This is a genomic window from Amycolatopsis sp. FBCC-B4732, assembly GCF_023008405.1.
Lineage (GTDB): Bacteria > Actinomycetota > Actinomycetes > Mycobacteriales > Pseudonocardiaceae > Amycolatopsis > Amycolatopsis pretoriensis_A.
The window spans coordinates 2,328,050-2,351,833 of sequence record NZ_CP095376.1; the positions used below are offsets into that span (position 1 = coordinate 2,328,050).

Consider the following 23,784-nt stretch of genomic DNA (forward strand, 5'->3'; position numbering starts at 1 on the left):
CGATGACGGACCTCCTCGAACCGGACGGCGAGCTGTGGCGCTGGGCTGTCGCGCACGGCGGACTGGCGAAGGACTCGCTGTGGCCGCCGGACAGCGAAACCGACGCCCACAACCTCGCCCAGGCGTGGACGGACGCGGCGAAGGCGCTGCGCGACGCCGTCCAGAACTCCGACCAGGCCGCGGCCGACGTGCGGCAGGTCTGGACCGACGCGGCCGGGTTCGAGCTGTACTACTCCGTCCATTCGCTGAACCACGGCGGCGGTGGCGGCGAATCGGGCATCGCCGACCTCGCCACCGCGATGGACGCCCTGGCGGCGCTGAGCCAGGACTTCTCGAACAAGGTCAGCAGCGCGAAGTTCCTGATCAGGGGGTACATCGCGCTGAACGAAGACCTGTTCGCGCAGTGCACCAGCACGGCGGCGCGGCTGGTGTTCGCGATCAACGTGGCCGGCCAGGTCGCGAAGATCCAGAAGGACCTGGCCGACAAGTTCGGCAAGCCCCCGGAACCGAAGAAACCGAAGAAGCCCCACGGCTTCTGGGGAAACGTCGGCGAGTTCTTCGTCGGCATCGGCGAGGGCGCCAAGGAGATGGTCCTGGGCTTCGGCGCCCTGGCCGGCTACGCGGACGGCCACTGGTCGTGGTCGACCGCCGGTCAGGCCTGGGGCGGCTTGGGCAAGTTCGCCTTGGCCGCGGCGACATATGCCGTTCCTGGACTGTCCTCTTTGGACCAGACGTACGGCCTCCCGGGCTTCGAGCGCGGTGAGATGGGCCGCACCCTGGTCGACGCGGGCAAGTCCCTGGTCGCGTGGGACGACTGGAGCGACGACCCGGCCCGCGCCGGCGGCAAGGCGACGTTCAACATCGTGAGTTCGGTGCTGGGCACCAAGGGCGCGGGCGCGGCGATGCGGGGCGCGGGCGCAGCGGCGGCGGGCAGCCGGGTGGGCGCGGTCGCGGCGGCGGGGCGCGTGCTGGAGACGACGGGCTCGGCGATCACGAAGATCCCGACGGCGACGGAGGTGGCGGGGAAGGTCGTCCGCAAGATCCCGGGGGTGGAGGGTGCGCTCTCGCGGGTGGGGCTGGGGCGCCCCGCGCCCGATGCCGGCGAACCGGCCGTGCGGCGAGAGGGCGGGACGACGGAGCGGCCGCCGGAGGATCCACCGGGTGGGGGACCGCCGCCGGAGAACGTACCGAGCAGGCCACAGAACCGGACGGCGGCCGAGCACCCACCGGAGCGGCCTGCGGAACGGGAGCGTGCGCCGGAGGAGGACGCACCTTCGGAGCGGCCTGCTGACCACACGCTTTCGGAGCGGCCGGTCGAGCACGGGCCGTCGGAGCGCGCCATTGAGGGTGCGTCGGCGGGGCGGCCTGTCGAGCACGGGCCCTCGGAGCGGGCCATTGAGGGTGCGTCGGCGGAACGGCCGATCGAGCACGGGCCTTCGGAGCGGGCGGTGGAGCGGCCCGCCGAACACGTGTCTCCCGAGCGGCCGGCGGAGGGGGCGCCATCGGAGCGGGCGGCCGAGCACCCCGCACAGCCGGGGTCCGTCGGGGAGGCGATGGGCCGGGAAGCGGCACGACACGAGCCGACGTCGTGGCGCGACGCGAAGGCGGAGCTGGACCCGCGTACCCAACAGGCCCACCTGACGGGTTCGCTGGCCCCGGAGCGGGAAGCGCACTCAACGGCCGGAGTGGACCGCGACCACTTCCTGGAACAGGAACGCTGGGCGGGCGCCAGTTCCCCCGAGCCGAAGACGCCGACGCAGAAGGTGGCGTTCGCCTTCCTCCGGGGGATCGGTGTCCTGCACACGGGCATCGACATGATCGCGGGCCACGACTTGCTCCCGACCAGCAAGCTGACCCCGTTGCACCCACCCAAGGACCACAAGCCGAAGACCCACGAGGAAAAGCCACCCGAGCCTGCACCGGAACCGAAGCCCGACGACCCGGGCCTGCCACCGAAGCCGGGCGAAAACGCCATCGCGCACGTCGACCCCGAGACGCTGAAGGTCGACCGCATCGCCCCACCAGCCGAGGCAAAACCCACCCCGGAACCCACCCCGGCCGGCGCGCCACACCCACCCGCCGACATCGACAGCGCAATCAACCCGACCGCCGGCCGCACCCCGCACCCGGACACCGGCCACGGCGCCCACCACGAGCCACCGGACCCGGACGCGGGTCACGGTCCGCACCACGACGGTCCACCAGACCCGGACGCGGGTCACGGTCCCCACCACGAGCCACCGGATCCGGACGCAGGCCACGGCCCCCACCCCGACGACCCACCGGATCCGGACGCCGGCCACAGCCCCCACCCCGACGACCCGCCAACCCCCGACGAGGTCAACGCCCGCCACGCGGAAAGCACGCCGTCGGGCAGCTCCTACCACGCCGGTGACCCCGACCTGGGCGACCTGCCCCACCGCGTCCCACCCGACCCGCACGGCCGCCACACCGTCGACGTCCACATCACCCCGGACGGCCGCGCCCGCATCGGCGACCACCACTACACCCCCAGAGAATTCGCGGAGATCCTCCGCCGCAACGCCGACTACGACGGCGGCCCGATCCGCCTGATCGGCTGCGGCGCGAGCTCCAACGCCTTCGCCCACGGTCTCGCGCGCGAACTCGACACCGAAGTACTGGCCCCGACGAAAGCCGCCTGGACCGACTCCCACGGCCGCGTCTTCTCCTCCGACTTCGAGATCGGCCCCGACGGCCGGATGCACCCCCGCATCCCACCCGACGGCGAATGGAACACCCACCACCCCGACGGCACCACCCACCCCGCGAGCGACGGCTTCGCCCCGGACACCCACCACGACGTCGACGCGGACAGCGCGCGCCACCGCGGCGACGGTGACGACCTCAACCCGCAGCACCAGGTCGACGGTCGCTGGGAGGAGCCCGAGAACTTCACGCCGCCGGGTGAGGACGTCCGCCTCGGGTCGGACGAGAACTTCTTCGACCGCACCACGGAACTGAAGCCGGACACGCGCTACAACGTCCTCGACCCCGACGGCACCGTCCGCACCCGCGTGTACACCGACCACAGCGGCAACGTGTCCCATGTGGACGCACACGCCCCGAACACACTGCACGGCCGGAACCCGGAAGTCGCTCACCCGGTGCCGGACGCCGACTACCGGGTTCAGGTCGGGCGCCGGTACGACATCTACCCGACCGGTCCCGACGGGGCCGTCCGGACGGTGACGCACAACGACGTCAAGACCGTGCACGGGACCCGGGACGTCACGCGGGTGGACCACGTCGAAACCCCGCCGGAACCGGCCCGCCACACCGATGTCGGTGCGCACGACCCGCGGGCTCCGCGGGCGGACCAGCCGTTCGGCCGGCAGGGGAACCTCGAGCCGAACACCCGCTACCACGTCACGGATACCGAAGGGAACCCGCGCGGCAGCTTCCAGACCGACGGTGCCGGCCAGGTCAGGTGGGTCGACACCCACGAGGGCACGCCCGGCCGGCCCAACCCGGACCTCGAGCACCGGGTGCCGAACGGCAACTACCGGGTCGACCGCGGGCCGAACCACCAGGAGTTCCGCGTCGGGACGGACGGCAGGCCCGAGTCCGCGGCCACCTGGCGGCAGCCGCCCGCCTCGGGGGAGGCCGTCGTGCACACCGGGAACCTCCGGCAGAACGACGCTTTCAACCGGCAGAACCACGTCGACGCGGAGGGCAACTCGACACTGGCCGGCGAGCGCGAGCACCGGGTGACCGACGACCACGGCCAGTTCCGCGGCTCCTTCCACACCGACGCCGACGGCAAGATCACCCACGTCGACACGACGACCGGGCAGCGGGCGCGGACCAACCCCGAGATCACCCACGCCCCGGAAGACGCGAAGGTCACCCAGGACGGGTTCTACGGCACGGGCAAGGCCAAGACGGTCCAGGGCACGTGGCCCCAGCCCGATCGGGAAGTCGTCTTCTCCCACCAAAAGAAGGGCGGCGGGTTCCTCGAGGGGACCCCGGACGGCTGGAGCGAGCGGCAGGTGAAGGCCGTCACCGAGCCGGTCACCCAGGGCACGCCGCTGGCCGGCCGCACGGACCTGCCGCCCGGTACCCGGATCCACCTCGTCGACCAGAAGGGGTACCCGTACTCGACCGTCCAGACCGGACCGGACGGCGCGGTCACCCACGTCCACACCTTCCAGCCGACCAACGCCGACCTGAACTACCCACCGCCCAGCGCCACCGTGCGAGTCGACCACGGCCTCGAGGTGCGCAACCCCGACGGCAGCACCCGGATCACCGAAGGCGACGTGCACCGCACCGACTCGCGCGGCAACACGGTGGCGACCTCGGGGCCGCCCGACGCCGCCGGAGCCAGCCAGATCCGGCGCGACACCACGGCGCAATCGGAAATGGGCGCTCTGGGAGGCAAGGCGCCCGACAACCGGAACATCGACGACGGCGGTCACCACGGCAGCACTTCGGCAGGCAAGGGCGGCGAGTCGATCAACATGTCCACCGAGGGGCGCATCGACAACAGCAACGCGGGCGCGAAGGACGTCGAAGCCACCTACGACGTCGACGACAGCTGGTACCAGATGGAACGCGACCGGGACGAGCACCTCGACCGGGTGGCGCACGAAGACGTCATGCCGGCGCGGGACCCGGGCGTCGACGACCCCCACACCCGCCACTACCGTTCCTACGGCGTGGACGAGCAAGGCCGAATCACCGTCAATGTCAGGAGTTTCCCCGGTGACCACAACACCCCACTCTGGCCCCGTGACTTCCGGCGGTGAGAGCCACGAGGACCTCGTCCAGCAACTCGGGATCGCGCTGCTGGACCTGGTACCCGAGACGGGCTGGCGGCGCATCGACCTCGTCAGCTCGATGACCGTGCCGGTGCAGGACCTCGGCCTGACCGTGATCATGGCCGACGGGTCGCGCCCGGAGATCCGGCCGCCGCGCGAGCTGAACGTCGTCCTCGCGAAGCTGCGCACGCTGACCTACCGGCCCGGCCGCGGTGCGTGGTTCTCCGCGCGGGTCTCGCTGAACCCGCCGGCTGCGATCTTCTACAACTACAACTACGACCACGAGCCCCGGCTGACCCCGCCGATGTCGGCCGCGGACTACGCGGAGGACCTCAAGATGTTCCCGCGCGAGCCGGAGCACATTCCGGGCTGGCTGCGGGAAAAGCTCGCGTCGGCGCACGGTGAGGAGCGGAACTGATGCCCATGCCCCGGATGCCGCTGACCACGGCGCAGGCCCACGAACTGCTCACGGACTTCACCACGTGGATGATCCACTCGGTGCCCGCCGACTGGGACCAGCTCTTCCTCACCTTCCGGTCGGTCGGCGGGTACGTCGAGCTGCGTGCGTCGATCATCACCGTGCTCGGTGGCGGTCTCGAGTGGACGCCACCGCCGGGGGCCGCCGAGTTCTTCGCCGGGCTCAGGGACGACATGGCGCGGCCGGGCGAGGGTGCCTGGACGTCGCTGCGCTACCACCTGGTGCACCCTGGCCGTTACGAAGCGGAGTACGACTGGGACGGCGAGCCGGACTGGGACCACGTCCCGCCCCGCGAGCACTTCGCCGAAGAGGCCGAAAGGTACCCGCGCGAGAACGTTCCGGGCTGGCTCCAGCACCGACTGGCCGGCTAGACCGCGATCACCGGGAAGCGCAGCTCGAAGATCGCTCCACCCTCATCGGCGTTGTAAACCGACAACGTCCCCCCGTGCGCCTCAGCCACCCACCGGACGATCGACAACCCCAGCCCCGACGACCCGCCCGTGCTAGCGAACCGGTCGAACGCGTCCTCGGTCACCGTCGTGTCGATCCCCGGACCGTGGTCCGCCACCGTTACCGTGCCGCCCGCGACCATCACGTGGACGATCGCCGGGGCGCCCGGCTGGCGGCCGTACCTCAATGCGTTGTTGAGCAGGTTCCCCACCGCTCGCTGGACCAGGGCCGGGTCGGCGTTGACCTTCGTCGGGGCCGTTGTCACCGTGACCTGGGCGCCGTCGGGCTCCGTGTCCTCGACCACGCCCGCCACGAGCTGGTCGAGCCACACCGGCTGGATGCTCAGCTGCTCGACGCCGGCCGCGAGGCGGGCGCGGACCAGGAGGTCGTCGATGATGCCGCCCATCCGCGCCGCCAGGCGGACCGTGCGGGGGAGCAGGTCCGTGCGCTGGGCCGGGTCGAGCATCGCCGTCTCGGCCAGTGCGCGCAGCGCCGCCACCGGGGTGCGCAGGTCGTGCGCGGTTTCGGCGAGGAGGACCTCCTGTTGCTGCAACGCCGACGCCGCCGGGCGGATCGAGCGGCCGGACAGCACGTGGCCCGCGAAGCCGAGCGCCGTGACCAGCAGCGCGCAGCCGCCGACCACCAGCAGGACGAACCGGGTGTGCTCGGCCGACGCCGCCGCCGTGTCTGCGACCGCGACCACCGCCGCGAACGGCTTGCCCGTGCGGCTCAGCAGCGGCTCCGCCCGGACCTGGACCAGCTCGCCGCCGGTGCCGCGCTGGTAGCCCGTCACGACCGTGCCGCCGCGGACCGCCTCGGTGGCCAGCCCGTCGAGCACGCCGGCGTCGACCGGCACGCACGTGCGCCGGGACAGGTGCGCCTGGAACCCGGCCGCGCCGCCCGGCAGGATCGCGAACTGCGGGCACTGCTCGTTCAGCACGTCGGTGTTGACCAGCGAGAGGTCGATCGCGGCGTCGTAGCCGACGAGCCTGCTGACCGACGACGTGACGCGCAGGAGCTCGGCGTCGATCCGCTCGGTGCCCTTGTCGGCGTCCTCGCCGATCATGAACCACGCGAACGCGACCAGCCCGATGGCGTTGACCGCGGTGAACAACGCCGTCAACGCCCAGCGCAGCCGGCGCAAGCGGTCGGCCGACGAGCGGTTCACCGGTCGCCCAGCCGGTAACCAAGACCGCGGACGGCGTGGATCAGCTCCGGTTCCCGCAGCTTGCGGCGCAGCCGCCGGACCGTCACGTCGACCACGTTCGACATCGGGTCGGTCGTGCTGTCCCAGCAGTGCTCCAGCAGCTCGGCCCGCTCCACCGGGTCCCCGCCGCGCACCATCAGGTACTCCAGCACCGCGTACTCCTTGTTCGACAACGTCAGCAGCACGCCGGCCCGGCGCACTTCGCGGCGCGCGCAGTCCATCACCAGGTCGTCGTGCCGCAGCACCGACGGCCGGTCCAGCGAGGCGCGACGGCAGAGGTTCAGCACGCGCTCGGTCAGCTCCGCCACCGCGAACGGCTTGACCAGGTAGTCGTCTCCGCCGTGCTCGAAGCCCGCGACCCGGTCGGCGAGGGCGTCTCGCGCGGTCAGGAACAGCACCGGCGTGCGCCAGCCTTCGACGCGCCTCGCGTGGACGTACCCGATCGCGTCGCCGTCGGGCAGCATCCGGTCGAACACGACGCAGCCGTGCCGGCCCGCGCGCAGGGCCTGGTCGGCGCCCGCCAGATCGCCCGCGACCTCGACCTCGAGGCCCGCCGCGCCGAGCCGCGCGGCCACCGCGACCCGCAGGTTTTCGTCGTCTTCGACGACCAGGACGGTTGTCATCGAAACCTCAGGTGCCCGGGGGAGAGTGGCCACATGCTCGAGCACGTTAACGCGTCGGCGAGCGGAGACCAGCGGATCCGCGGGATCTGGCATGAACCGGCCGCGGCGAAACGAGGGGATGGCGCGATGAACCAGGGAAGCGGGCTCAGTCTCGTCGAGGGGACCGGACCGGACGCGCTGCCGGACACGGCGGTCAGCGAGGTCCTGATCATGAGTGCCGACACTAGTCCGGCGTCCGTCGGCGAGTTCCGCCGGATCGCCCACGCGAACCTGCGCGCGGGGGTGCCCTGCCGGGCGCTGTTCCCCGACTCGGCACGGCTTTCGGGCACCGCGCGGGCGCTCGCGCTCGCCGGAGCGCAGGTGCGCACCGACACGGAAGTGCCGATGGACGCGCTGGTGCTGGACCGCAAGTCCGTCGTGCTGCTCGCCGAGCGGCCGGGCCCCGCGATCGCCGCGTTTCGCTTGCCGGGGATGGTCACCGCGACGGCCGGGCTGTTCGAGCGGGCCTGGCGGACCGCGGTGCCGCTCGGGCCGTCGGACCTGCCCGAGCCGGGCGACGACGAAATGCTGACCGCGCGCGAACAGGACCTGCTGGTGCTGCTCTGCTCCGGCAGCACCGACGAGTCGGCCGCGGTCCAGCTGGGCATCTCGGTCCGCACGGTCGGGCGGATGGTCGCCGACATCATGAACCGCCTCGGCGCGCGCAGCCGCTTCCAGGCCGGCGCCAAGGCCGTCGACCGCGGCTGGCTGCTGGCCGAGGCGGGCTGATGACCGGCCGCACCCTGGCGGTCGCGGCGCGGCCCGGCGCGTACGCGACGATCGGCGACGCGCTGGCCGACGCCGGCGACGACGCCGTGATCACCGTCGCCGCGGGCACCTACCACGAGGTCTTCGAACTGGCCGGCCGGCGCGTGACGATCGAAGCCGCGGCCGGCGCGGCGGTGGTCGTCGACGGCGGTGGCGCCGACCAGCCGGTCTTCGCCGTCCACGGCGGATCCCTTGCGCTGCGCGGGATCGAGGTGCGCGCCGGGGCCGCGGGCGTGATCTCCGCCGACGACGTCGCGCTCACCGTCCGGCAGTGCGTCTTGGCCGGCGGCCGCGGCCCGGCCATCCGGATCCGGGGGACCGCGGAGTTCGAGGTGACCGGGTGCGCCGTCGCGGGCGGGGAGCAGGGGATCGTCGTCGAAGGCGGGTCCGGCACGCTCGCCGACACCACGGTCCAGGACGTCACCGGCGACGGTGTCATCGTCGCGATGGGCGCCGACCCGGTGATCCGCAACTGCGCGGTGACCGGGTGCGGGCTGCGCGGGCTGTACGTCTACCAGTACGCGCGGCCGGTCGTCGAACGCTGCGAGATCAGCCGCACCGGCCAGGAGGGCATCGCGGTGGCGCACCACGGCGCACCCGAGCTGGCCGGCTGCACGGTCCGCGACACGCGGGGCGCCGGGATCGCGTTCGCCACCGGCTGCGGGGGCCGCGTGGCCGGCTGCCGGGTGGAGAACACCGCCGAACCGGGCATCGTGGTGGCACCGGGCGCGACGACCACCGTCGTCGCGGCAAGCGACCCGGCGGCGCCCGGCGGTCTCGGCAGCCAGGAACTGGACGACCTGCTGGCCGAGCTGGACGCGATGGTCGGCCTACCGGGCGTCAAGGCCGAAGTGCGGGCGCTCGTCGACGAGCTGCAGGTCAACGAGTGGCGCCGCCGGGCCGGGCTGCCGGTCGGCGCGACCGGCCACCACCTGGTGTTCGCCGGCGCGCCCGGTACCGGCAAGACGACGGTCGCGCGGATCTACGGGAAGCTGTTGAAGGCACTGGGTGTGCTGCCGCGCGGCCGGTTCCGCGAGGTGTCGCGCCGGGACCTCGTCGGCCAGTACATCGGGCACACCGCGGAAAAGACCGCGGTCGTGGTCGAGGAGTCGCTGGGCGGCGTGCTGTTCATCGACGAGGCCTACATGCTGTCGCGGGCGGCGTCGGCGGGCGGCGACTTCGGCCAGGAAGCCATCGACATGCTCGTCAAGCTGATGGAGGACCGCCGCGACGACGTGGCGGTGATCGTCGCCGGCTACACCGCCGAAATGGCGGAGTTCATGTCGGCCAACCCCGGGCTCGCGTCCCGCTTCGGCAAGACGATCGAGTTCGCCGACTACACCCCCGGCGAGCTGCTCGGCATCGTCGGCCGGATGGTGTCGGCGGGGGACTACGCGCTGGACCCGGCCGCGCGCCCGGTGCTGACGGAGTTCTTCACGCGCGCCGCCGCCGAGCCGAACTTCGGCAACGCGCGGGACGCACGGCGGCTGTTCGAAGGCATGCGCAAGGCGCAGTCGCAGCGGTTGCGGCAGCTGGGCCGGATCCCGGACGTGGGCGAACTGCGCGAGCTGCTCGCCGACGACGTCGTGGCAGCCGCCACGCGCTAACGCGCTAACGTGCTGGGGTGCGGGTGCTGGTGACCGAAGACGACGAAAATCTGCGGGTGGCGCTCGACGCCGCCCTCCGCGCCGCCGGGTTCGCGGTCGACACCGTGGCCGACCTGCCGGCCGCCGACGAGGCGCTGTTCGTGAACCCGTACGACTGCGCGGTGTTCGACCGGATGCTGCCCTCGGGCGACGCGCTGCGGTACGTGAGCGGGCGGCGCCGCGAGGACTGGCCGATGCCGGTGCTGTTCCTGACCGCCCGCGACAGCGTCGCCGACCGGATCGACGGCCTGCGCTTCGGCGACGACTACCTCGTCAAGCCGTTCGCGATGCCGGAACTGGTGGCGCGGGTGCGCCGGCTGTGCCGCCGCGACCTGACCACGCGGCCGGACGTGCTGCGCTGCGCCGACGTCGAGCTGGACAACGGCAAGCACCAGGTGACCCGCGCCGGCGTGCTGCTCACGGTGACCCGCAAGGAATACCTCGTCCTCGAACGGCTGATGACCGCCGCCGGCCGCCCGGTTTCGCGCACTGCGTTGCTGGCGTACGCCTGGGACGAGGCGGCCGACCCGGGGTCGAACGTGCTGGAGGTGGTGATCGGCCGCCTGCGGCGCAAGCTGCGCGACCCGGTGCTGATCCACACCGTGCGCGGCGTCGGTTATCGCATGACCGGGTGAACGAGTGCGCGGTTTCATCGAAATTTCATGATCGCTTGGCAGCATTCCCCGCGTCGAGGTCAACCGGGCCGCGACAGTTCAAGGGGGTTGCTGTGAAAAAGATTTCGATGCTGCTGACGGGCATTCTCGCGTCGGCCGGGCTGGGCCTGCTTTCCCCACCCGCGGCGCGGGCCGCGTCGTGCGACGGCACTTACACGATCGTGGTCGGCGGGACGGGGGACAACGATTCCAACGCCCCCTATTGGCAGGGCAACATCAGCCAGCGCGTCGGGTACCCGGCCCAGCCGATCGGCTACAACGCCCGCCAGGGCGTCAACGAGCTGAACCGGCTGATCCGCGACCAGCGCAACGCGTGCGGGGGCCAGCACGTCAAGGCGGTCGGGTTCTCGCTCGGCGCCGCGGTGGTGCACACGTGGGTGACCGAAAACTGGCAGACCTTCGACAACGTGAACGCCGTGCTCATCGCGGACCCGAAGCGGGCGCCGGGACCGGGCAACGCCGGGGCGGCGGGCCACCCGCTGATCGCGCCCATCGCCGGTTTCCCGCTCGCCGGGGTGGACGACTTCTTCGGGAACATCCCCACGTTGACGTTGTGCACCGATGACGTCATCTGCGACATCGACGCGGCTTCGGGCCTGCCCGGTTACCTCTGGGAAGGCAAGCACGGCAACTACAACTTCAACGTCGACGTCTATTCCGACGACGCCGGCGGCCAGTGGTACAACGGCGTTTACTACCCCTGATCGCGAGACGGGCCCTAGGGTGAGGCTGTGAAGATGCGCGATCGGCTGGAAGCGAGCCTCGCCCAGTCCCGGATCGCGTTGCCGTGGTGGGTGGCGGTCTGCACCAACGCTTTCACGGCGTTGCTGGCCGCCACCGCCATCGCGCAGCGGGCGGGGGTACTGCCGCCGCTCGTGCTCGTCCTGGTCGCCTTGCTCGTCGTGGCGACGAGCCTGGTCTGGCTGGCCACCGGCCGCATCCTCCCGGTGTGGACCAAGTGCGTCACGGTGGCCGGCGCGGTGACGATCCTGCTGACCGAACCCCGCCTGCCGGACTTCGCCCCGATCGTGCTCGTGGTGCTGGCCGCCGAGGTGGCCTCGATCGCCCGGCCCGCGGTCGCGTTCCTGTTCCTGGGCCTCGACCTCGCGGTGCTCGTCCTGGCGGCGGCCGGGCCCGGGCTGACCGGGGCGGCGGTGTACCTGGCCGCGGTGCTGCTCGGGCACTCCGGCGGCTTCATGCTCCGCTGGTACGTCCGCGCGCTGGCCGCCGAGCGCGCCGGCCGGGACGCCGAACGCGAGCACACGATCCTCACCGAACGCCAGCGCATCGCGCGCGAGGTGCACGACGTCGTGGCGCACTCGCTCAGCATCACGCTGCTGCACCTGACCGGTGCCCGCCGCGCGCTGCAGCAGGACCGGGACGTCGACGAAGCGATCGAGGGGCTCACCGAGGCCGAGCGGGTGGGCCGGGCGGCGATGTCCGACATCCGCCGCACGGTCCGGCTGCTCTCGCACGCCCCGGCCGAACGGCACACGCTGCCGGGCGCCGGTGACATCGCCGGGCTGGTCGCCCACACCCGCGGGGCCGGCCTGGACATCCACTTCGAGCAGGAAGGCGACGCCGCCGACGTGACCGACCTGGCCGGGCTCACGCTCTACCGCATCACCCAGGAATCGCTCGCGAACATCGCCAAGCACGCGCCGCGCAGCACCGCCCGGATCCGGCTGCACGTCGGCCGGAACGAGGTCCGCCTGAGCGTCCGCAACACCCTGCCCGACCGGCCGGCCGAGTTCGCCACGGACGGCTCCGGGCTGACCGGGATGGCGGCGCGGGCCGAACAGATCGGCGCCCGCCTGCGCGCCGGGCCCGACGGCGGCGACTGGCTCGTCGACCTCGCCGTCCCCCCGACGACGACCGGGGCTGCGTCGTGATCCGGGTCCTGCTGGTCGACGATCAGGAGCTGGTCCGGTCCGGGTTGCGCCGGATCCTGCGCCAGCGCGACGGCTTCACCATCGCCGGCGAGTGCGGCGACGGTGCCGAGGTGCCCGCGGCGCTCGCCGCGGCCGAAGCCGACGTCGTCGTGATGGACCTGCGGATGAAGCACGTCGACGGGATCGAAGCGACCCGTCGGCTGCGCGAGACCGGCCCGCGGCCGCCGGTGCTGGCCCTGACCACGTTCGACGACGACGAACTGCTCGCGGGCGTGCTGCGCGCGGGCGCGGTCGGGTACGTCCTGAAGGACTCGCCCGCCGAGGACCTGATCCGGGCGGTCCGCGCGGTGGCCGCGGGAGACGCGTGGCTCGACGTCGCCGTCACCGCCCGCGTGCTGACCACTTTCCGGCACTCGGCGGGGCAGCCGGAGCCGCGGCCGGGCGCGCTGACCCCGGAGCAGCTCGAGGTGCTGCGCGCGGTCGGCCGCGGCGGCACCGACGCCGAGATCGCCACGTCGCTCGGCATCCCCGAAGCGGCGGTGAAGACGCGGTTCGCCCGCCTGCTGAAGGATCTCGGCCTGCGCGACCGGGCCGCGGCCGTCGTGTACGCGTTCGACCACGGCATCGTGACGGCCGCCCGGCCCCCCGCCGTCGTCCCGGCCCCCGCGCCGCGGCCTTCGGTGGCGCAGCTGCGGTTTTCGGTGCTGGGCCCGTTGCGGGCGTGGCGCGGCACGGCCGCCCTCGACCTCGGCCCGGTCCGGCAGCAGGCGCTGCTGGCCGCGCTGCTGCTGCGCCCGGACGTCGTGGTCACCGATACCGGCCTCCTCGACGACGTCTGGGGCCTCGAACCCCCGGGCACCGGCACCGGCGTGCTCCCGACGTACGTGCTGCGGCTGCGCGCGTGTCTCCGCGCGGCGAAGGAGACGAGCAAGGAGTCGGTGATCCGCCGCGGCCGCGCGGGGTACTTGTTCGCGAGCAACGGCGTCTGGACGGATCTCACACGGCTGCGCGAACTCGACCGCGAAGCGAAGGCGGCGGCGGACACCGGAGACCTGACCACGGCGGCCGAGCGGTGCGCCGACGCCATCGGCCTCTTCCAGGGCGAGCCCCTGGCGGGTTTGCCGGGCCCCTTCGCCGAAGGCGAGCGGCTGCGCCTGCGCGAGTACCGCCTTTCCCTGGCCCAGCGGAAGGCGGACTCGCAGCTGCGCCTGGGCCGTTACGCGTCGGCCGCGGAGGAGCTGTCCACGGAGCTCGCGGCGCACCCGCACCGCGAGCCGATCGCGGCTCTGCTGATGCGCGCGCTTTACGCCCGCGGTCTGCGGACCGACGCGCTCGCGGTGTACCAGCGGGTCCACGACCGGTTGCGGCGCGATTTCGCGGTGGAGCCGGGCGCGGAGCTGAACCGGACCCGGACCGCGGTGCTTGAGGGTGACGATCGGTCTCTCGGGTTCGCATGAGCGTCGTCGGGTTCAGCCGGCCGGTGCCGAAACCCGCAGGCGGCCGTCGCGCACTTCGGTGATCCGGTCCGCCGCCGTGAGGTGGGCGCGGTCGTGGGTGACGAGGACAGTCGCGGTGGCTCGCTGGTGGGTGAGGCGGGTGACCAGGTCGATGACGGCGGCGCCGCGGTCGTGGTCGAGGGCGCTGGTGGGCTCGTCGATCAACAGGACCGTCGGCTCGTTCATCAGGGCGCGGGCGATGTTCACGCGCTGGCGCTGACCGCCCGAGAGCTGGTGCGGCCGGCGTCCCGCCTGGGCGGCGAGGCCGACGGCGTCGAGCAGGTCCAGCGCGCGCGTGCGAGCTTTGGCCGCCGAACGCCCGTCGATGCGGGCCATCACCTGGAGCTGTTCGGCGGCGGTCAGGGCGGGTAGCAGGTTGGGCTGCTGGAAGACGATGCCGATCTTGTGTCGGCGCAGGTCCGTGCGTTCGCCGCGGCTCAGTCCGGCGGTCGTGGTGCCGTCGACGGTGACCTCGCCCGAGTCGGGCGTGATGAGCGTCGCCGCGACGGCCAGCAGGCTCGACTTGCCGGAGCCGGACGGCCCGACCACCGCGGTCAGGCTGCCCCGCGGGACGGCCAGGCTGACGTCGTCGAGTGCGGTCAGGCGGGTGTCGCCGTCGGGATAGGTGAGGGTGACTCCGGTCAGGGTGAGGCTCATCGGGCACTTCCCAGGGCGGTCAGCGGGTCGACGGCGGTGACCCGGCGGATGGCGAGCGCGGCACCCAGCCCGCCGAGCAGGACCAGCACGGCGGCCGGGACGAGCACGGTGGCGGGGGTCAGGACGAAGGGGATCGCGGAACCGGCCAGCGCGGCACCGGCGGCGACGGCCAGGCCGGTGCCGGCGAGGGTGCCGCCGGCGAGCAGGACGACGGCTTGGCCGAGTGCGTCCTTGAGCAGCCCGGCCGTGGTGGCGCCCAGGGCTTTGAGGATGGCGACGTCGCCGCTGCGCTGGATGGTCCAGACGGTGAAGAAGGCACCGATGACCAAGGCGGAGATGACGAACAGGAAGCCGCGCATCAGTTGCAGGGAACCGTTTTCGGACCGGTAGGAGCCGATCGCGGACAGCGAGTCGTCCCGGGGGACCGTCCGGGTGCCGGCGGCGTGGTCGGTGGCCGCGAGGTCGGCGCCGGACGTGGTGGTCAGGGCGATCACCGTGGCGTCGCCGCCGGTCGGCGGGGCGATCGCCCGCCAGACGTCGAGGGTGGTCCAGACGACGGGGGTGTGGCTGAACGAGGCGTCGCCGGCCACCGCGGCCACCGTCAGCTGCCGTCCGGCCAGCGTGATCCGGGCACCGGGCCCGGTGCCCAGGTCGGCGGCGGCCGCGACGGACAGGACCACGGTGTGCCCGGTGAGCGCGCCGCCGTCCGGGGCGAGCCCGGAGCCGGGCCGGACGCCGAAGGCGGAGACCCCGCTGCTCCGGGCACCGGCGGTGGCCTTGGTGGTGGTGATGCCCAGCGGTTCGGCGCCGGTGATCCCCGGTGCGGCGGCCCACTGACGCCACTGCGCCTCGGTGACGGTGGAGTCGGCGTACGACGGGTCCTGGCCGCCGCCGAAGGCGATCCGGTCGGCGGGCAGGCCGGTGATGGCGGAGACGTTCTGCCTGCCGAGCCCGGCGGTCAGTCCGGACAGCAGGCCGACCAGCAGGGTGATCAGCACGATGACGGTGCCCATCAGGGCGAAGCGCCCCTTGGCGAACTTCAGGTCTCTCCAGGCGACGAACACGGCGTCGGTCTGTCCTTTCGGGAGGGGGGCGGGTACATCCCCACAGTCGTCGCCGGTGCCCCGGTGGGGCATCCGGCCGGGGACGGCACTTCCCGGGCCGGACGGTGGCGCGCCGGTTCCCCCTTTCGATAGAGGTGGTTCCCGCCGCGGCTCCGTAACCTGGACGCACTGTGAACGCCGCCGCTCCTGCCTTGACGCCGACCACCCGGGTGCTGACCTGGTGCCTGCACCTGCTGCTCGTCGCCCTGCTCGTCCTGGCGGCGGCGCGGGCCGTGGCCGGGGGCCAGCCGCGGGCCGGGGCGATCGTCGCGGTGGCGGTGGCCTGCGCCGTCGTGTACGCGGCCGGGCCGCTCCTCCCGCCCGTCCGCACGTCCCGGCGGGCCGCCGCGGCGTGGCTGGGCGTGGTCGGCGCCGGGTGGCTGGCCCTGGTGGTGCTGACCGCCGACGGCGTGTGGGTCGCCTTCCCGCTGTACTTCCTCCAGCTCCACCTGCTGTCCCGCCGGGCGGGCCTGCTCGCGGTGCTCGCCACGGCCCTGACCGCGATCATCGCTTTCGCCGCGCACCAGGGCACCTTCGGCCCGGCCGCCGCGATCGGCCCGGCGCTCGGCGCGGCGGTCGCGGTCGCCGTGGTGTGGGGGTACCAGGCGCTCTACCAGGAGAGCGAACGCCGCCGTCGCCTGATCGAGGAGCTCACCGCGGCCCGGGCGGACCTGGCCGAGGCTCAGCACACCGCCGGGGTGCTGGCCGAGCGGGAACGCCTGGCCCGCGAGATCCACGACACCCTCGCCCAGGGGCTGTCCAGCATCCAGCTGCTGCTGCGCGCCGCCGGTCGGTCCCTGCCCGGAGAACCGCAGGGGAACGCGGCCCGTTACGTGGAGCAGGCCCGGCAGGCCGCCGCGGACAACCTCGCCGAAGCACGCCGCTTCGTCGCCGCCCTCACCCCGCCGGCGCTGGACGGCACCACGCTCGCCGGCGCGCTGGAACGCCTGTGCGCCACCACCAGCGCCCGCCACCGGATCACCGCGCGCTTCCACCGCACCGGCGACCCGGCACCGCTGCCGGCGGCGCACGAGGTCGCGTTGCTGCGCATCGCCCAAGCGGCGCTCGCCAACACGGTCCGCCACGCCGGCGCCACCACCGCCGAGGTCACCCTGAGCTACCTCGGCGACGAGATCGCCCTCGACGTCGTCGACAACGGCGCCGGCTTCGAACCCGGCGAGCTCCCCGCCCCCGACCCCGGCGAGGGCGGCTTCGGGCTGGCGGCCATGCGCGCCCGCACCCACGCACTGGGCGGCTCGTTCACCATCGAGTCGGCCCCCGGCCAGGGCACGGCGCTGGCGGCCCGCCTGCCCCTGCCCCGGCCCGCCGAGGCCCAGCCGGAGGTGCACCGATGACCGGCAGCCTGATCGGGTCGGCGATCGAGCCCGGTGCGCGGTTCGCCGAGATGGAGCGGGAGGCCTGCCGATGACGGAGATGCCGATTCGGTGGTTGCTGGCTGACGACCTCCTGGTGCGGGCGGGGTGGGTGGCCGAGCCCGGTCTCGAGGCCGCGGTGGCCCGGTTCGCTGAGATGGAGCGGGAGGCCCGCCGATGACCGAGATGCCGATTCGGGTGTTGCCGGTCGACGACCTCCTGGTGGTGCGGGCGACCGAGCCCGGTCTCGAGGCCGCGGTGGCCCGGTTCGCTGAGATGGAGCGGGAGGCCCGCCGATGACCGAGATGCCGATCCGATTGTTGCCGGTCGACGACCTCCTGGTGGTGTGGGCGGGGTGGGCGTTCGAGGCCGTGGCCCGGGCCGCCGAAATCCAGCCGGAGGCCCGCCCATGACCGAGACCCCGATCCGCCTGTTGCTGGCCGACGATCACCCCGTCGTCCGGGCCGGGTTGCGGGCCGTGCTCGAGACCGAGCCCGGTCTCGTCGTGGTCGCCGAGGCCGCCACCGCCGAAGCCGCGGTGGCGCGGGCCGCCGGTGGGGACGTCGATGTCGTGCTGATGGATCTGCAGTTCGGTGCCGGGATGACCGGAGCCGAAGCCACCGCGGCGATCACCGCGCGGGCCGGGGCGCCCCGCGTCCTGATCGTCACCACCTACGACACCGACGCCGACACGCTGCCCGCCATCCAGGCCGGTGCCACCGGGTACCTGCTCAAGGACGCGCTGCCCGAGGACCTGGCCGCCGCGGTGCGCACCGCGGCGGCCGGGCGCACCACCCTGGCGCCCACCGTCGCCGACCGGCTGGTGGACCGGATGCGCCGGCCCGGTGCCGCGGTGACCCGGCGGGAGATCGAGGTGCTCGCCCTGGTCGCCGACGGCCTGTCCAACCGCGCCGTCGCCGAGCGCCTCCACCTCACCGAAGGCACGGTGAAATCGCACCTGGCCCGCTGCTACACCAAACTCGGCGTCGACTCGCGCACCGCCGCCGTCGCGGCCGCGACGGACCTCGGCCTCATCCGCCGTTGACCTTGCGCGCCATCCACTGCCACAGGTGGGTTCCGCGCGTGCTCGGGTCGTTGCGGGCCGCGTAGATCCACGACCAGTGCCCCGGGAACTGGTGCCCGTTCCGGATCACGTGGTCGTACAGCGTCAGTTCGGCACGCGGGATGAGGTCGTGCGCGTGGACGGAGTTGGCCAACGGGTCCACCGTGTCGTCGTCGCGCGAGGCGATCAGCCAGGTGGGCGTGGTGATCGCGGTCAGCTCGGGGGCGGGGATCAGCGGTGGGTCGCCCGCTTTCCGGCCGGCGACGACGCCGCAGACCGGCACCGACGAAGCGAACGTGCCGGGGTAGACCGTGGTCATCTTCAGGCTCATGTAGCCGCCGTTGCTGCAGCCGGCGACGTGCACGCGGGCGGGGTCGACGGGGTGCGCGCGGACGACGTCCCGGACGATCTCGCGGATGAGCGGGGCGAAGCGGGGGCCGTCGTCCATCCAGGCCGCGGTGCATTGCGGCGCCACGACGTAAGCGCTTTCAAAGATCGCCTGCGCTTCCCGGGTCGCGAAGCCGAGGGCACCGCGGTTGGCGCGCAGCGTGGTCTCGTTGTCGTAGTAGCCGTCGGGCAGGGAAGCGCCTTCCCCGCCGCCGTGGAGCCAGACGACCAGCGGTCTCCGGCCGTGCCGCTCCGAGGGTGAATACAGCCGGTACTTCATCCCCGAACCCGAGACGTGGTGGGTGAAGGCGTCGACTTCGGGGTTGACCAGCCGGCCCTGGGTGAAGCCGCCGAAGGTGACCGGACGGCCGTGCCGCCGGACGGGAGCGTTCTGCGTGATGGTGTAGACCAGGTCGAGCCGGACGTTGCGGCCCTTGCCGTTGATGTAGCCGAGGGTGCCACCGCCCGTCTGGCCTTCGCCGTGGCTCAGTTCGAGCACGATGTTCCCGCGGTGGTCGAGCCGCGCGGCCGTGACGGGCCGGTCGAGGTCGTAGCCGATGTCCTGGCCGCCGGTGTCGATGGGGCTGGTGGCCCTGACGTGCACGCCGAACGTCGTGGTGGTGAGGCTCGCCGGATCGAGCGGGCCGAGCCGGGCGGTGCCGAGGGTGAGCGAGGTGACCTGCTCGCCGCCGTCGAGGGTTTCGGCGTCGAGGGTGAACCCGACGCGGCCGGTCGAAGAGGCTCGGGCGACGCCGGGGAGCGCGAGCCCGGCGGTGATCCCGGTGCCGGTGAGCAGAACGGTGCGCCGGCTGAACGCTTTGACCATGCGGAACTCCTTTGTCCGATGCAAGCGCTTCCATCGTCACGCAGATCCGGGGTGATCGCCACCACTTGAAACCCATACCCCGTAGGGGTACCTTCGGGTTCATGGAGAGCACCTACACCGTGACCGGCATGACCTGTGCGCACTGCGTGGCTTCCGTCAGCGAGGAGGTCGGCGCGGTCGAGGGCGTCAGCGACGTCGCCGTCGACCTGCCCACCGGAACCGTCACCGTCACCAGCGAGCGGGCGCCCGAAGCCGCGCGGATCCGCGCCGCTGTCGAGGAAGCCGGCTACACCTTCGCCGGCTGAGCCGGACGAACGGATCGAGGGGAGTTGCCATGAACACCGCAGCACGGCTCGCCGCGTTCGGGGGAGCGCTCGCGCTGCTCGCCGCCGGGGGGTTCGCCGTCGGGACCGCGGCCGGGCCGGTCGCCGCCGCGCCGGGGGAAGGCACCGGACACGCGGGCATGGCCGGGGAAAGCGCCGGTCACGCCGAGCCGGCCGCGGCGGGCGAGCTGCCGGGCGGGCTCGCCGCGAGCCAGGACGGCTACACCTTCACCCTCGCCGGCCCGACGCCCGAACCCGGCCGGTTCTCGTTCGCGATCACCGGCCCGGACGGCAAGGCCGTCACCGCGTTCGACGTCGAGCACGAGAAGAAGCTGCACTTGATCGTGGTCCGCCGCGACACCGCGGGCTTCCGGCACGTCCACCCCGAACTGGCCCCGGACGGCACGTGGAGCGTTCCCTTGACGCTGCCCGCCGCGGGTTCCTACCGCGCGTTCGCCGACTTCGCGCCCACCGGCGGCAAGCCGATGACCCTCGGCGCCGACTTTTCGGTCGCGGGGGACTACCAGCCGGTGACCTTCGCGCCCAGCCGCGTCGCGAACGTCGACGGCTACCGCGTGGAGCTCACCGGGGATCTCGTCGCGGGGAAGACGTCGCCCCTGACGCTGACCGTCGGCCGCGGCGGCGGCCCGGTCATCGATCTGCAGCCGTACCTCGGGGCTTACGGGCACCTGGTCGCGTTGCGCGGAGGCGACCTCGCCTACCTGCACGTCCACCCCGAGGGCAACGCCGGTGCCGGGCCCGAGGTGAAGTTCGCCGCCGAGGTACCCAGCGCGGGGACCTACCGGCTGTTCCTCGACTTCCGCCACGGCGGTGTCGTGCGGACCGCCGAATTCACCCTCACGACCGGCCACTGACGGAGGCGACCATGACCGAGATCGAACTCGCGATCGGCGGCATGACCTGCGCGTCCTGCGCCAACCGCATCGAGCGCAAGCTCAACAGGCTCGACGGCGTAACCGCTTCGGTCAATTACGCGACGGAGAAGGCCCGCGTGCGGGCGCCCGGGGGCGTCGATCCGGCCACCCTCGTGGCCACGGTCGAAGCCGCCGGCTACCGCGCGACCCTGCCGGGGCCGGAGCCGGCCGAGCAGCCGGCAGGCGACGCGACCGATCCGCTGCGGCAGCGGCTGATCACCAGTGCCGTGCTCACGGTGCCGGTGATCCTCCTGGCCATGGTGCCCGCGCTGCAGTTCACGTACTGGCAGTGGATTTCGCTGACGCTGGCCGCGCCGGTCGTCACCTGGGGCGCGTGGCCGTTCCACCGGGCGGCGTGGACGAACCTGCGCCACGGCGCCGCGACCATGGACACGCTGGTGTCGATGGGCGTGCTGGCCGCGTTCGCGTGGTCGCTGTGGGCCTTGCTGTTCGGCACGGCCGGGACGCCGGGGATGACCCACCCGTTCGAGCTGACGATCGCGCCGTCCGACGGCGCCGGCGCGATCTACCTCGAGGTCGCCGCGGGCGTCACCACGTTCATCCTGGCCGGCCGGTACTTCGAGGCGCGGTCCAAGCGCCGCGCGGGCGCCGCGCTCCGGGCGCTGCTGGAACTCGGCGCGAAGGAGGTCGCGGTGCTGCGGAGCGGCGCCGAAGTCCGGATCCCGACGGCCGAGCTGGCGGCGGGGGACCGGTTCGTCGTGCGGCCGGGCGAGAAGATCGCGACCGACGGCGTCGTCGAGACCGGCAAGTCCGCCGTCGACGCCTCGATGCTCACCGGCGAATCGGTGCCCGTCGAGGTCGGCGAGGGTGACGTCGTCACCGGCGCGACGGTGAACGCCGGCGGCCGGCTGGTCGTGCGGGCCACCCGCGTCGGCGCGGACACGCAGCTCGCGCGGATGGCCAAGCTGGTCGAGGACGCCCAGAGCGGCAAGGCCGGCGTCCAGCGGCTGGCCGACCGGATCTCCGGGGTGTTTGTCCCGATCGTGATCGGGCTGGCCGTGGCCACGCTCGGCTTCTGGCTCGGCAGCGGCGCCGGGACCGCGGCGGCGTTCACCGCGGCGGTCGCGGTGCTGATCATCGCGTGCCCGTGCGCGCTCGGCCTGGCCACGCCGACGGCGCTGCTCGTCGGCACCGGCCGCGGCGCCCAGCTCGGCGTGCTGATCAAGGGCCCGGAGGTGCTGGAGTCGACCCGCCGCGTCGACACGGTCGTGCTGGACAAGACCGGCACGGTGACCGCGGGCCGCATGACGCTCACCGGCGTGCACGCGGCCGGGGGCGTCGACGAGGGCGAGCTGCTGCGGCTGGCTGGTGCGCTGGAGGACGCGTCGGAGCACCCGATCGCGGCGGCCATCGCCCGCGGTGCCCGTGAGCGCGGCGAGCTGCCCGCCGTCGAGGACTTCACGAACGTGGAAGGCCTTGGCGTGCAGGGGATCGTCGACGGGCACGCGGTCCTCGTCGGCCGCCCGGCGCTGCTCGAAGACTGGAGCCGGCCGTTGCCGGCGGACCTCACGGCGGCGAAGGCGGCGGCCGAGGCGCGCGGGCACACCGCGGTCGCGGTGGCCTGGGACGGCGCGGCCCGCGGCGTGCTGGTGGTCGCCGACACCGTCAAGCCGACATCGGCCGAAGCGATCGCCCGGCTGCGGGCGCTCGGGCTGACCCCGGTGCTGCTGACCGGGGACAACGCCGCGGTCGCGCGCACGGTGGCCGCGGAGGTCGGGATCGACGAGGTGATCGCCGAGGTGCTGCCGGCGGACAAGCTGGACGTCGTCAAGCGGCTGCAGGACGAGGGCAAGGTCGTGGCCATGGTCGGCGACGGCGTGAACGACGCGCCGGCGCTGGCGCAGGCCGATCTCGGGCTCGCTATGGGAACGGGCACGGACGTCGCGATCGAGGCGAGCGACATCACCCTGGTCCGCGGCGACCTGCGCGCGGTCGCCGACGCGATCCGGCTGTCCCGCCGGACGCTGCGGACGATCAAGGGCAACCTGTTCTGGGCGTTCGCCTACAATCTGGCGGCGCTGCCGCTGGCCGCGGCGGGGCTGCTGAACCCGATGATCGCGGGCGCGGCGATGGCGTTCAGCTCGGTGTTCGTGGTCGGCAACAGCCTGCGGCTGCGGGGTTTCACCGGCTCGGGCGCCGCGAAGCCGTGATCGCGTCCGGCAGCCGGGCGGCCAGGTGGGTGACCAGCTCGGCCGTCCGGCGCGGGACGTGGGCGTCGTCGGCCAGCAGGGCGTAGATGTCCGCGGGCGGCGTCGGCACGCCGGGCAGCACCCGCACCAGGGCGCCGCTGTCCAGGTGGGGCCGGACCTGCCATTCGGAGCGCATCACGATCCCGCGGCCTTGCAGCGCCCAGTCCGTGACGATGTCGCCGTCGTTGCTCGCCAGGCTCCCGCGCACCCGCACCTGCCGGGGCTGGGCGGCACCGCCGAAGCGCCACACGGCGAAGTCGCCCTCGTTCTCGCGCAGCACGATGCAGTCGTGCGCGGCGAGGTCCTCGATCCGTTCGGGGGTCCCGCGACGGTCCACATAGGACGGTGCCGCGCACGGCACCCGGCGGTTGCGCGCCAGCCGGCGCATCCGCAACGTCGAGTCCGGCGGCGTCCCGACGTGCACGGCGAGGTCGAACTCGCGCCGGTGCGGCCGCAGCGGCAGCGCCGAGGTGTGGAGCCGGACGCGCACCCGCGGGTGCCGCGCGGTGAACTCGCCGATGAGCGGCGCGACGTGCGCGCGGCCCAGCCCGAGGGTCGCCTGGACGACGATCGGGCCGCGCAGGTCGCCGGCGCGGTGGCCGACCAGGTCGTCGAGCTCGCGCACCTGGTCGAGGATCGCCTCGACGCGGGCCGCGTACAGCTCGCCCTCGGCGGTCAGCGCGAGCCGCCGGGCGCCGCGGTGCACCAGCCGGACGTCGAGCCGTTCTTCCAGTGCCTTCAGGCGCTTGCTGACCACCGGCAGCGAGACGTCCAGCTCGCGCGCGGCGGCGGTGAGCGTCTCGCTGACGGCGACCACGTGGAAGAAACCGAGGTCGTCGAGCCTTTCCATGGG

General features: G+C 73.3%; 21 protein-coding genes. 15 read left to right on the top strand and 6 right to left on the bottom strand.

Translation table 11 applies throughout. The features are described from left to right. Positions 1 to 2 precede the first annotated feature (2 nt). From MUY14_RS10005 to MUY14_RS10015, 3 genes are read left to right on the top strand one after another with little or no spacing between them, the layout of a single operon-like run. The gene (locus tag MUY14_RS10005; RefSeq protein WP_247022673.1) at positions 3 to 4,769 is read left to right on the top strand and encodes a hypothetical protein; all 4,767 of its coding nucleotides are present in this window, start codon (positions 3 to 5) and stop codon (positions 4,767 to 4,769) included. After that, complete coding sequence (locus tag MUY14_RS10010; RefSeq protein WP_247022674.1) at positions 4,753 to 5,199, top strand: hypothetical protein; 447 nt, start codon at positions 4,753 to 4,755, stop codon at positions 5,197 to 5,199. Before MUY14_RS10005 ends, MUY14_RS10010 begins: the two co-directional genes overlap by 17 nt. Further along, the gene (locus MUY14_RS10015) at positions 5,199 to 5,630 is read left to right on the top strand and encodes a hypothetical protein (protein WP_247022675.1); all 432 of its coding nucleotides are present in this window, start codon (positions 5,199 to 5,201) and stop codon (positions 5,628 to 5,630) included. Before MUY14_RS10010 ends, MUY14_RS10015 begins: the two co-directional genes overlap by 1 nt. Here the strand turns inward: MUY14_RS10015 and MUY14_RS10020 are convergent. Both MUY14_RS10020 and MUY14_RS10025 read right to left on the bottom strand, forming a co-directional pair. Continuing rightward, positions 5,627 to 6,877: a sensor histidine kinase KdpD gene (locus MUY14_RS10020; protein ID WP_247022676.1), complete on the bottom strand. Its 1,251-nt coding sequence runs from the start codon at positions 6,875 to 6,877 to the stop codon at positions 5,627 to 5,629. The two genes, MUY14_RS10015 and MUY14_RS10020, sit on opposite strands and share 4 nt — an antisense overlap. Continuing rightward, the gene (locus MUY14_RS10025) at positions 6,874 to 7,539 is read right to left on the bottom strand and encodes a response regulator transcription factor (RefSeq protein ID WP_247022677.1); all 666 of its coding nucleotides are present in this window, start codon (positions 7,537 to 7,539) and stop codon (positions 6,874 to 6,876) included. Before MUY14_RS10025 ends, MUY14_RS10020 begins: the two co-directional genes overlap by 4 nt. A gap of 33 nt (positions 7,540 to 7,572) precedes the next feature. Between MUY14_RS10025 and MUY14_RS10030 the strand changes: the two genes are divergently transcribed. The 6 genes from MUY14_RS10030 (at position 7,573) to MUY14_RS10055 (ending at position 14,015) form a co-directional block, all read left to right on the top strand. Continuing rightward, entirely contained in the window at positions 7,573 to 8,307 is a 735-nt protein-coding gene (locus MUY14_RS10030; RefSeq protein ID WP_247022678.1) for a LuxR C-terminal-related transcriptional regulator, read from the top strand. Further along, positions 8,307 to 9,953 (top strand): right-handed parallel beta-helix repeat-containing protein, encoded by a 1,647-nt coding sequence (locus MUY14_RS10035; RefSeq protein WP_247022679.1) that lies wholly within the window; start codon positions 8,307 to 8,309, stop codon positions 9,951 to 9,953. Before MUY14_RS10030 ends, MUY14_RS10035 begins: the two co-directional genes overlap by 1 nt. A 17-nt stretch (positions 9,954 to 9,970) precedes the next feature. After that, the gene (locus MUY14_RS10040) at positions 9,971 to 10,627 is read left to right on the top strand and encodes a response regulator transcription factor (RefSeq protein ID WP_247022680.1); all 657 of its coding nucleotides are present in this window, start codon (positions 9,971 to 9,973) and stop codon (positions 10,625 to 10,627) included. Positions 10,628 to 10,719: 92 nt separating this feature from the next. Then, positions 10,720 to 11,370, top strand: coding sequence for a cutinase family protein (locus MUY14_RS10045; protein WP_247022681.1), 651 nt, complete (start codon positions 10,720 to 10,722; stop codon positions 11,368 to 11,370). Between the two features lie 33 nt (positions 11,371 to 11,403). Continuing rightward, entirely contained in the window at positions 11,404 to 12,558 is a 1,155-nt protein-coding gene (locus MUY14_RS10050) for a sensor histidine kinase (protein WP_247022682.1), read from the top strand. Continuing rightward, entirely contained in the window at positions 12,555 to 14,015 is a 1,461-nt protein-coding gene (locus tag MUY14_RS10055; RefSeq protein ID WP_247022683.1) for a BTAD domain-containing putative transcriptional regulator, read from the top strand. Before MUY14_RS10050 ends, MUY14_RS10055 begins: the two co-directional genes overlap by 4 nt. A gap of 12 nt (positions 14,016 to 14,027) precedes the next feature. Here MUY14_RS10055 and MUY14_RS10060 read toward each other — a convergent pair whose 3' ends face one another. Both MUY14_RS10060 and MUY14_RS10065 read right to left on the bottom strand, forming a co-directional pair. After that, the gene (locus tag MUY14_RS10060) at positions 14,028 to 14,711 is read right to left on the bottom strand and encodes an ABC transporter ATP-binding protein (protein WP_247022684.1); all 684 of its coding nucleotides are present in this window, start codon (positions 14,709 to 14,711) and stop codon (positions 14,028 to 14,030) included. After that, a complete protein-coding gene (locus MUY14_RS10065) occupies positions 14,708 to 15,775 on the bottom strand; it encodes an FtsX-like permease family protein (RefSeq protein WP_247022685.1) in 1,068 nt (355 codons plus the stop codon). Before MUY14_RS10065 ends, MUY14_RS10060 begins: the two co-directional genes overlap by 4 nt. A gap of 191 nt (positions 15,776 to 15,966) precedes the next feature. Here MUY14_RS10065 and MUY14_RS10070 point away from each other — a divergent pair, with 191 nt between their 5' ends. From MUY14_RS10070 to MUY14_RS10075, 3 genes are all read left to right on the top strand, one after another. Then, positions 15,967 to 17,169, top strand: coding sequence for a sensor histidine kinase (locus tag MUY14_RS10070; protein WP_247022686.1), 1,203 nt, complete (start codon positions 15,967 to 15,969; stop codon positions 17,167 to 17,169). Between the two features lie 195 nt (positions 17,170 to 17,364). After that, positions 17,365 to 17,487, top strand: a complete 123-nt coding sequence (locus tag MUY14_RS46830) for a hypothetical protein (RefSeq protein ID WP_281506276.1) — start codon at positions 17,365 to 17,367, stop codon at positions 17,485 to 17,487. A 109-nt stretch (positions 17,488 to 17,596) separates the two neighbouring features. Continuing rightward, positions 17,597 to 18,232 (top strand): response regulator transcription factor, encoded by a 636-nt coding sequence (locus tag MUY14_RS10075; RefSeq protein ID WP_247022687.1) that lies wholly within the window; start codon positions 17,597 to 17,599, stop codon positions 18,230 to 18,232. Here MUY14_RS10075 and MUY14_RS10080 read toward each other — a convergent pair. Further along, the gene (locus tag MUY14_RS10080; protein ID WP_247022688.1) at positions 18,219 to 19,463 is read right to left on the bottom strand and encodes a PHB depolymerase family esterase; all 1,245 of its coding nucleotides are present in this window, start codon (positions 19,461 to 19,463) and stop codon (positions 18,219 to 18,221) included. The two genes, MUY14_RS10075 and MUY14_RS10080, sit on opposite strands and share 14 nt — an antisense overlap. A gap of 101 nt (positions 19,464 to 19,564) precedes the next feature. On the opposite strand from MUY14_RS10080, the gene MUY14_RS10085 reads away from it, so the two are divergent. Genes MUY14_RS10085 through MUY14_RS10095 form a run of 3 tightly spaced genes read left to right on the top strand, consistent with a single transcriptional unit; the run spans position 19,565 to position 22,892 of the window. Then, on the top strand, positions 19,565 to 19,768 hold the full coding sequence (locus MUY14_RS10085; protein ID WP_247022689.1) for a heavy-metal-associated domain-containing protein: 204 nt from the start codon (positions 19,565 to 19,567) through the stop codon (positions 19,766 to 19,768). 29 nt (positions 19,769 to 19,797) lie between these two features. After that, entirely contained in the window at positions 19,798 to 20,661 is an 864-nt protein-coding gene (locus MUY14_RS10090; RefSeq protein ID WP_247022690.1) for a hypothetical protein, read from the top strand. An 11-nt stretch (positions 20,662 to 20,672) separates the two neighbouring features. Beyond that, on the top strand, positions 20,673 to 22,892 hold the full coding sequence (locus MUY14_RS10095; RefSeq protein WP_247022691.1) for a cation-translocating P-type ATPase: 2,220 nt from the start codon (positions 20,673 to 20,675) through the stop codon (positions 22,890 to 22,892). Here the strand turns inward: MUY14_RS10095 and MUY14_RS10100 are convergent. Next, positions 22,864 to 23,781, bottom strand: a complete 918-nt coding sequence (locus MUY14_RS10100; protein WP_247022692.1) for a LysR family transcriptional regulator — start codon at positions 23,779 to 23,781, stop codon at positions 22,864 to 22,866. The genes MUY14_RS10095 and MUY14_RS10100 overlap by 29 nt on opposite strands. Positions 23,782 to 23,784 lie beyond the last annotated feature (3 nt).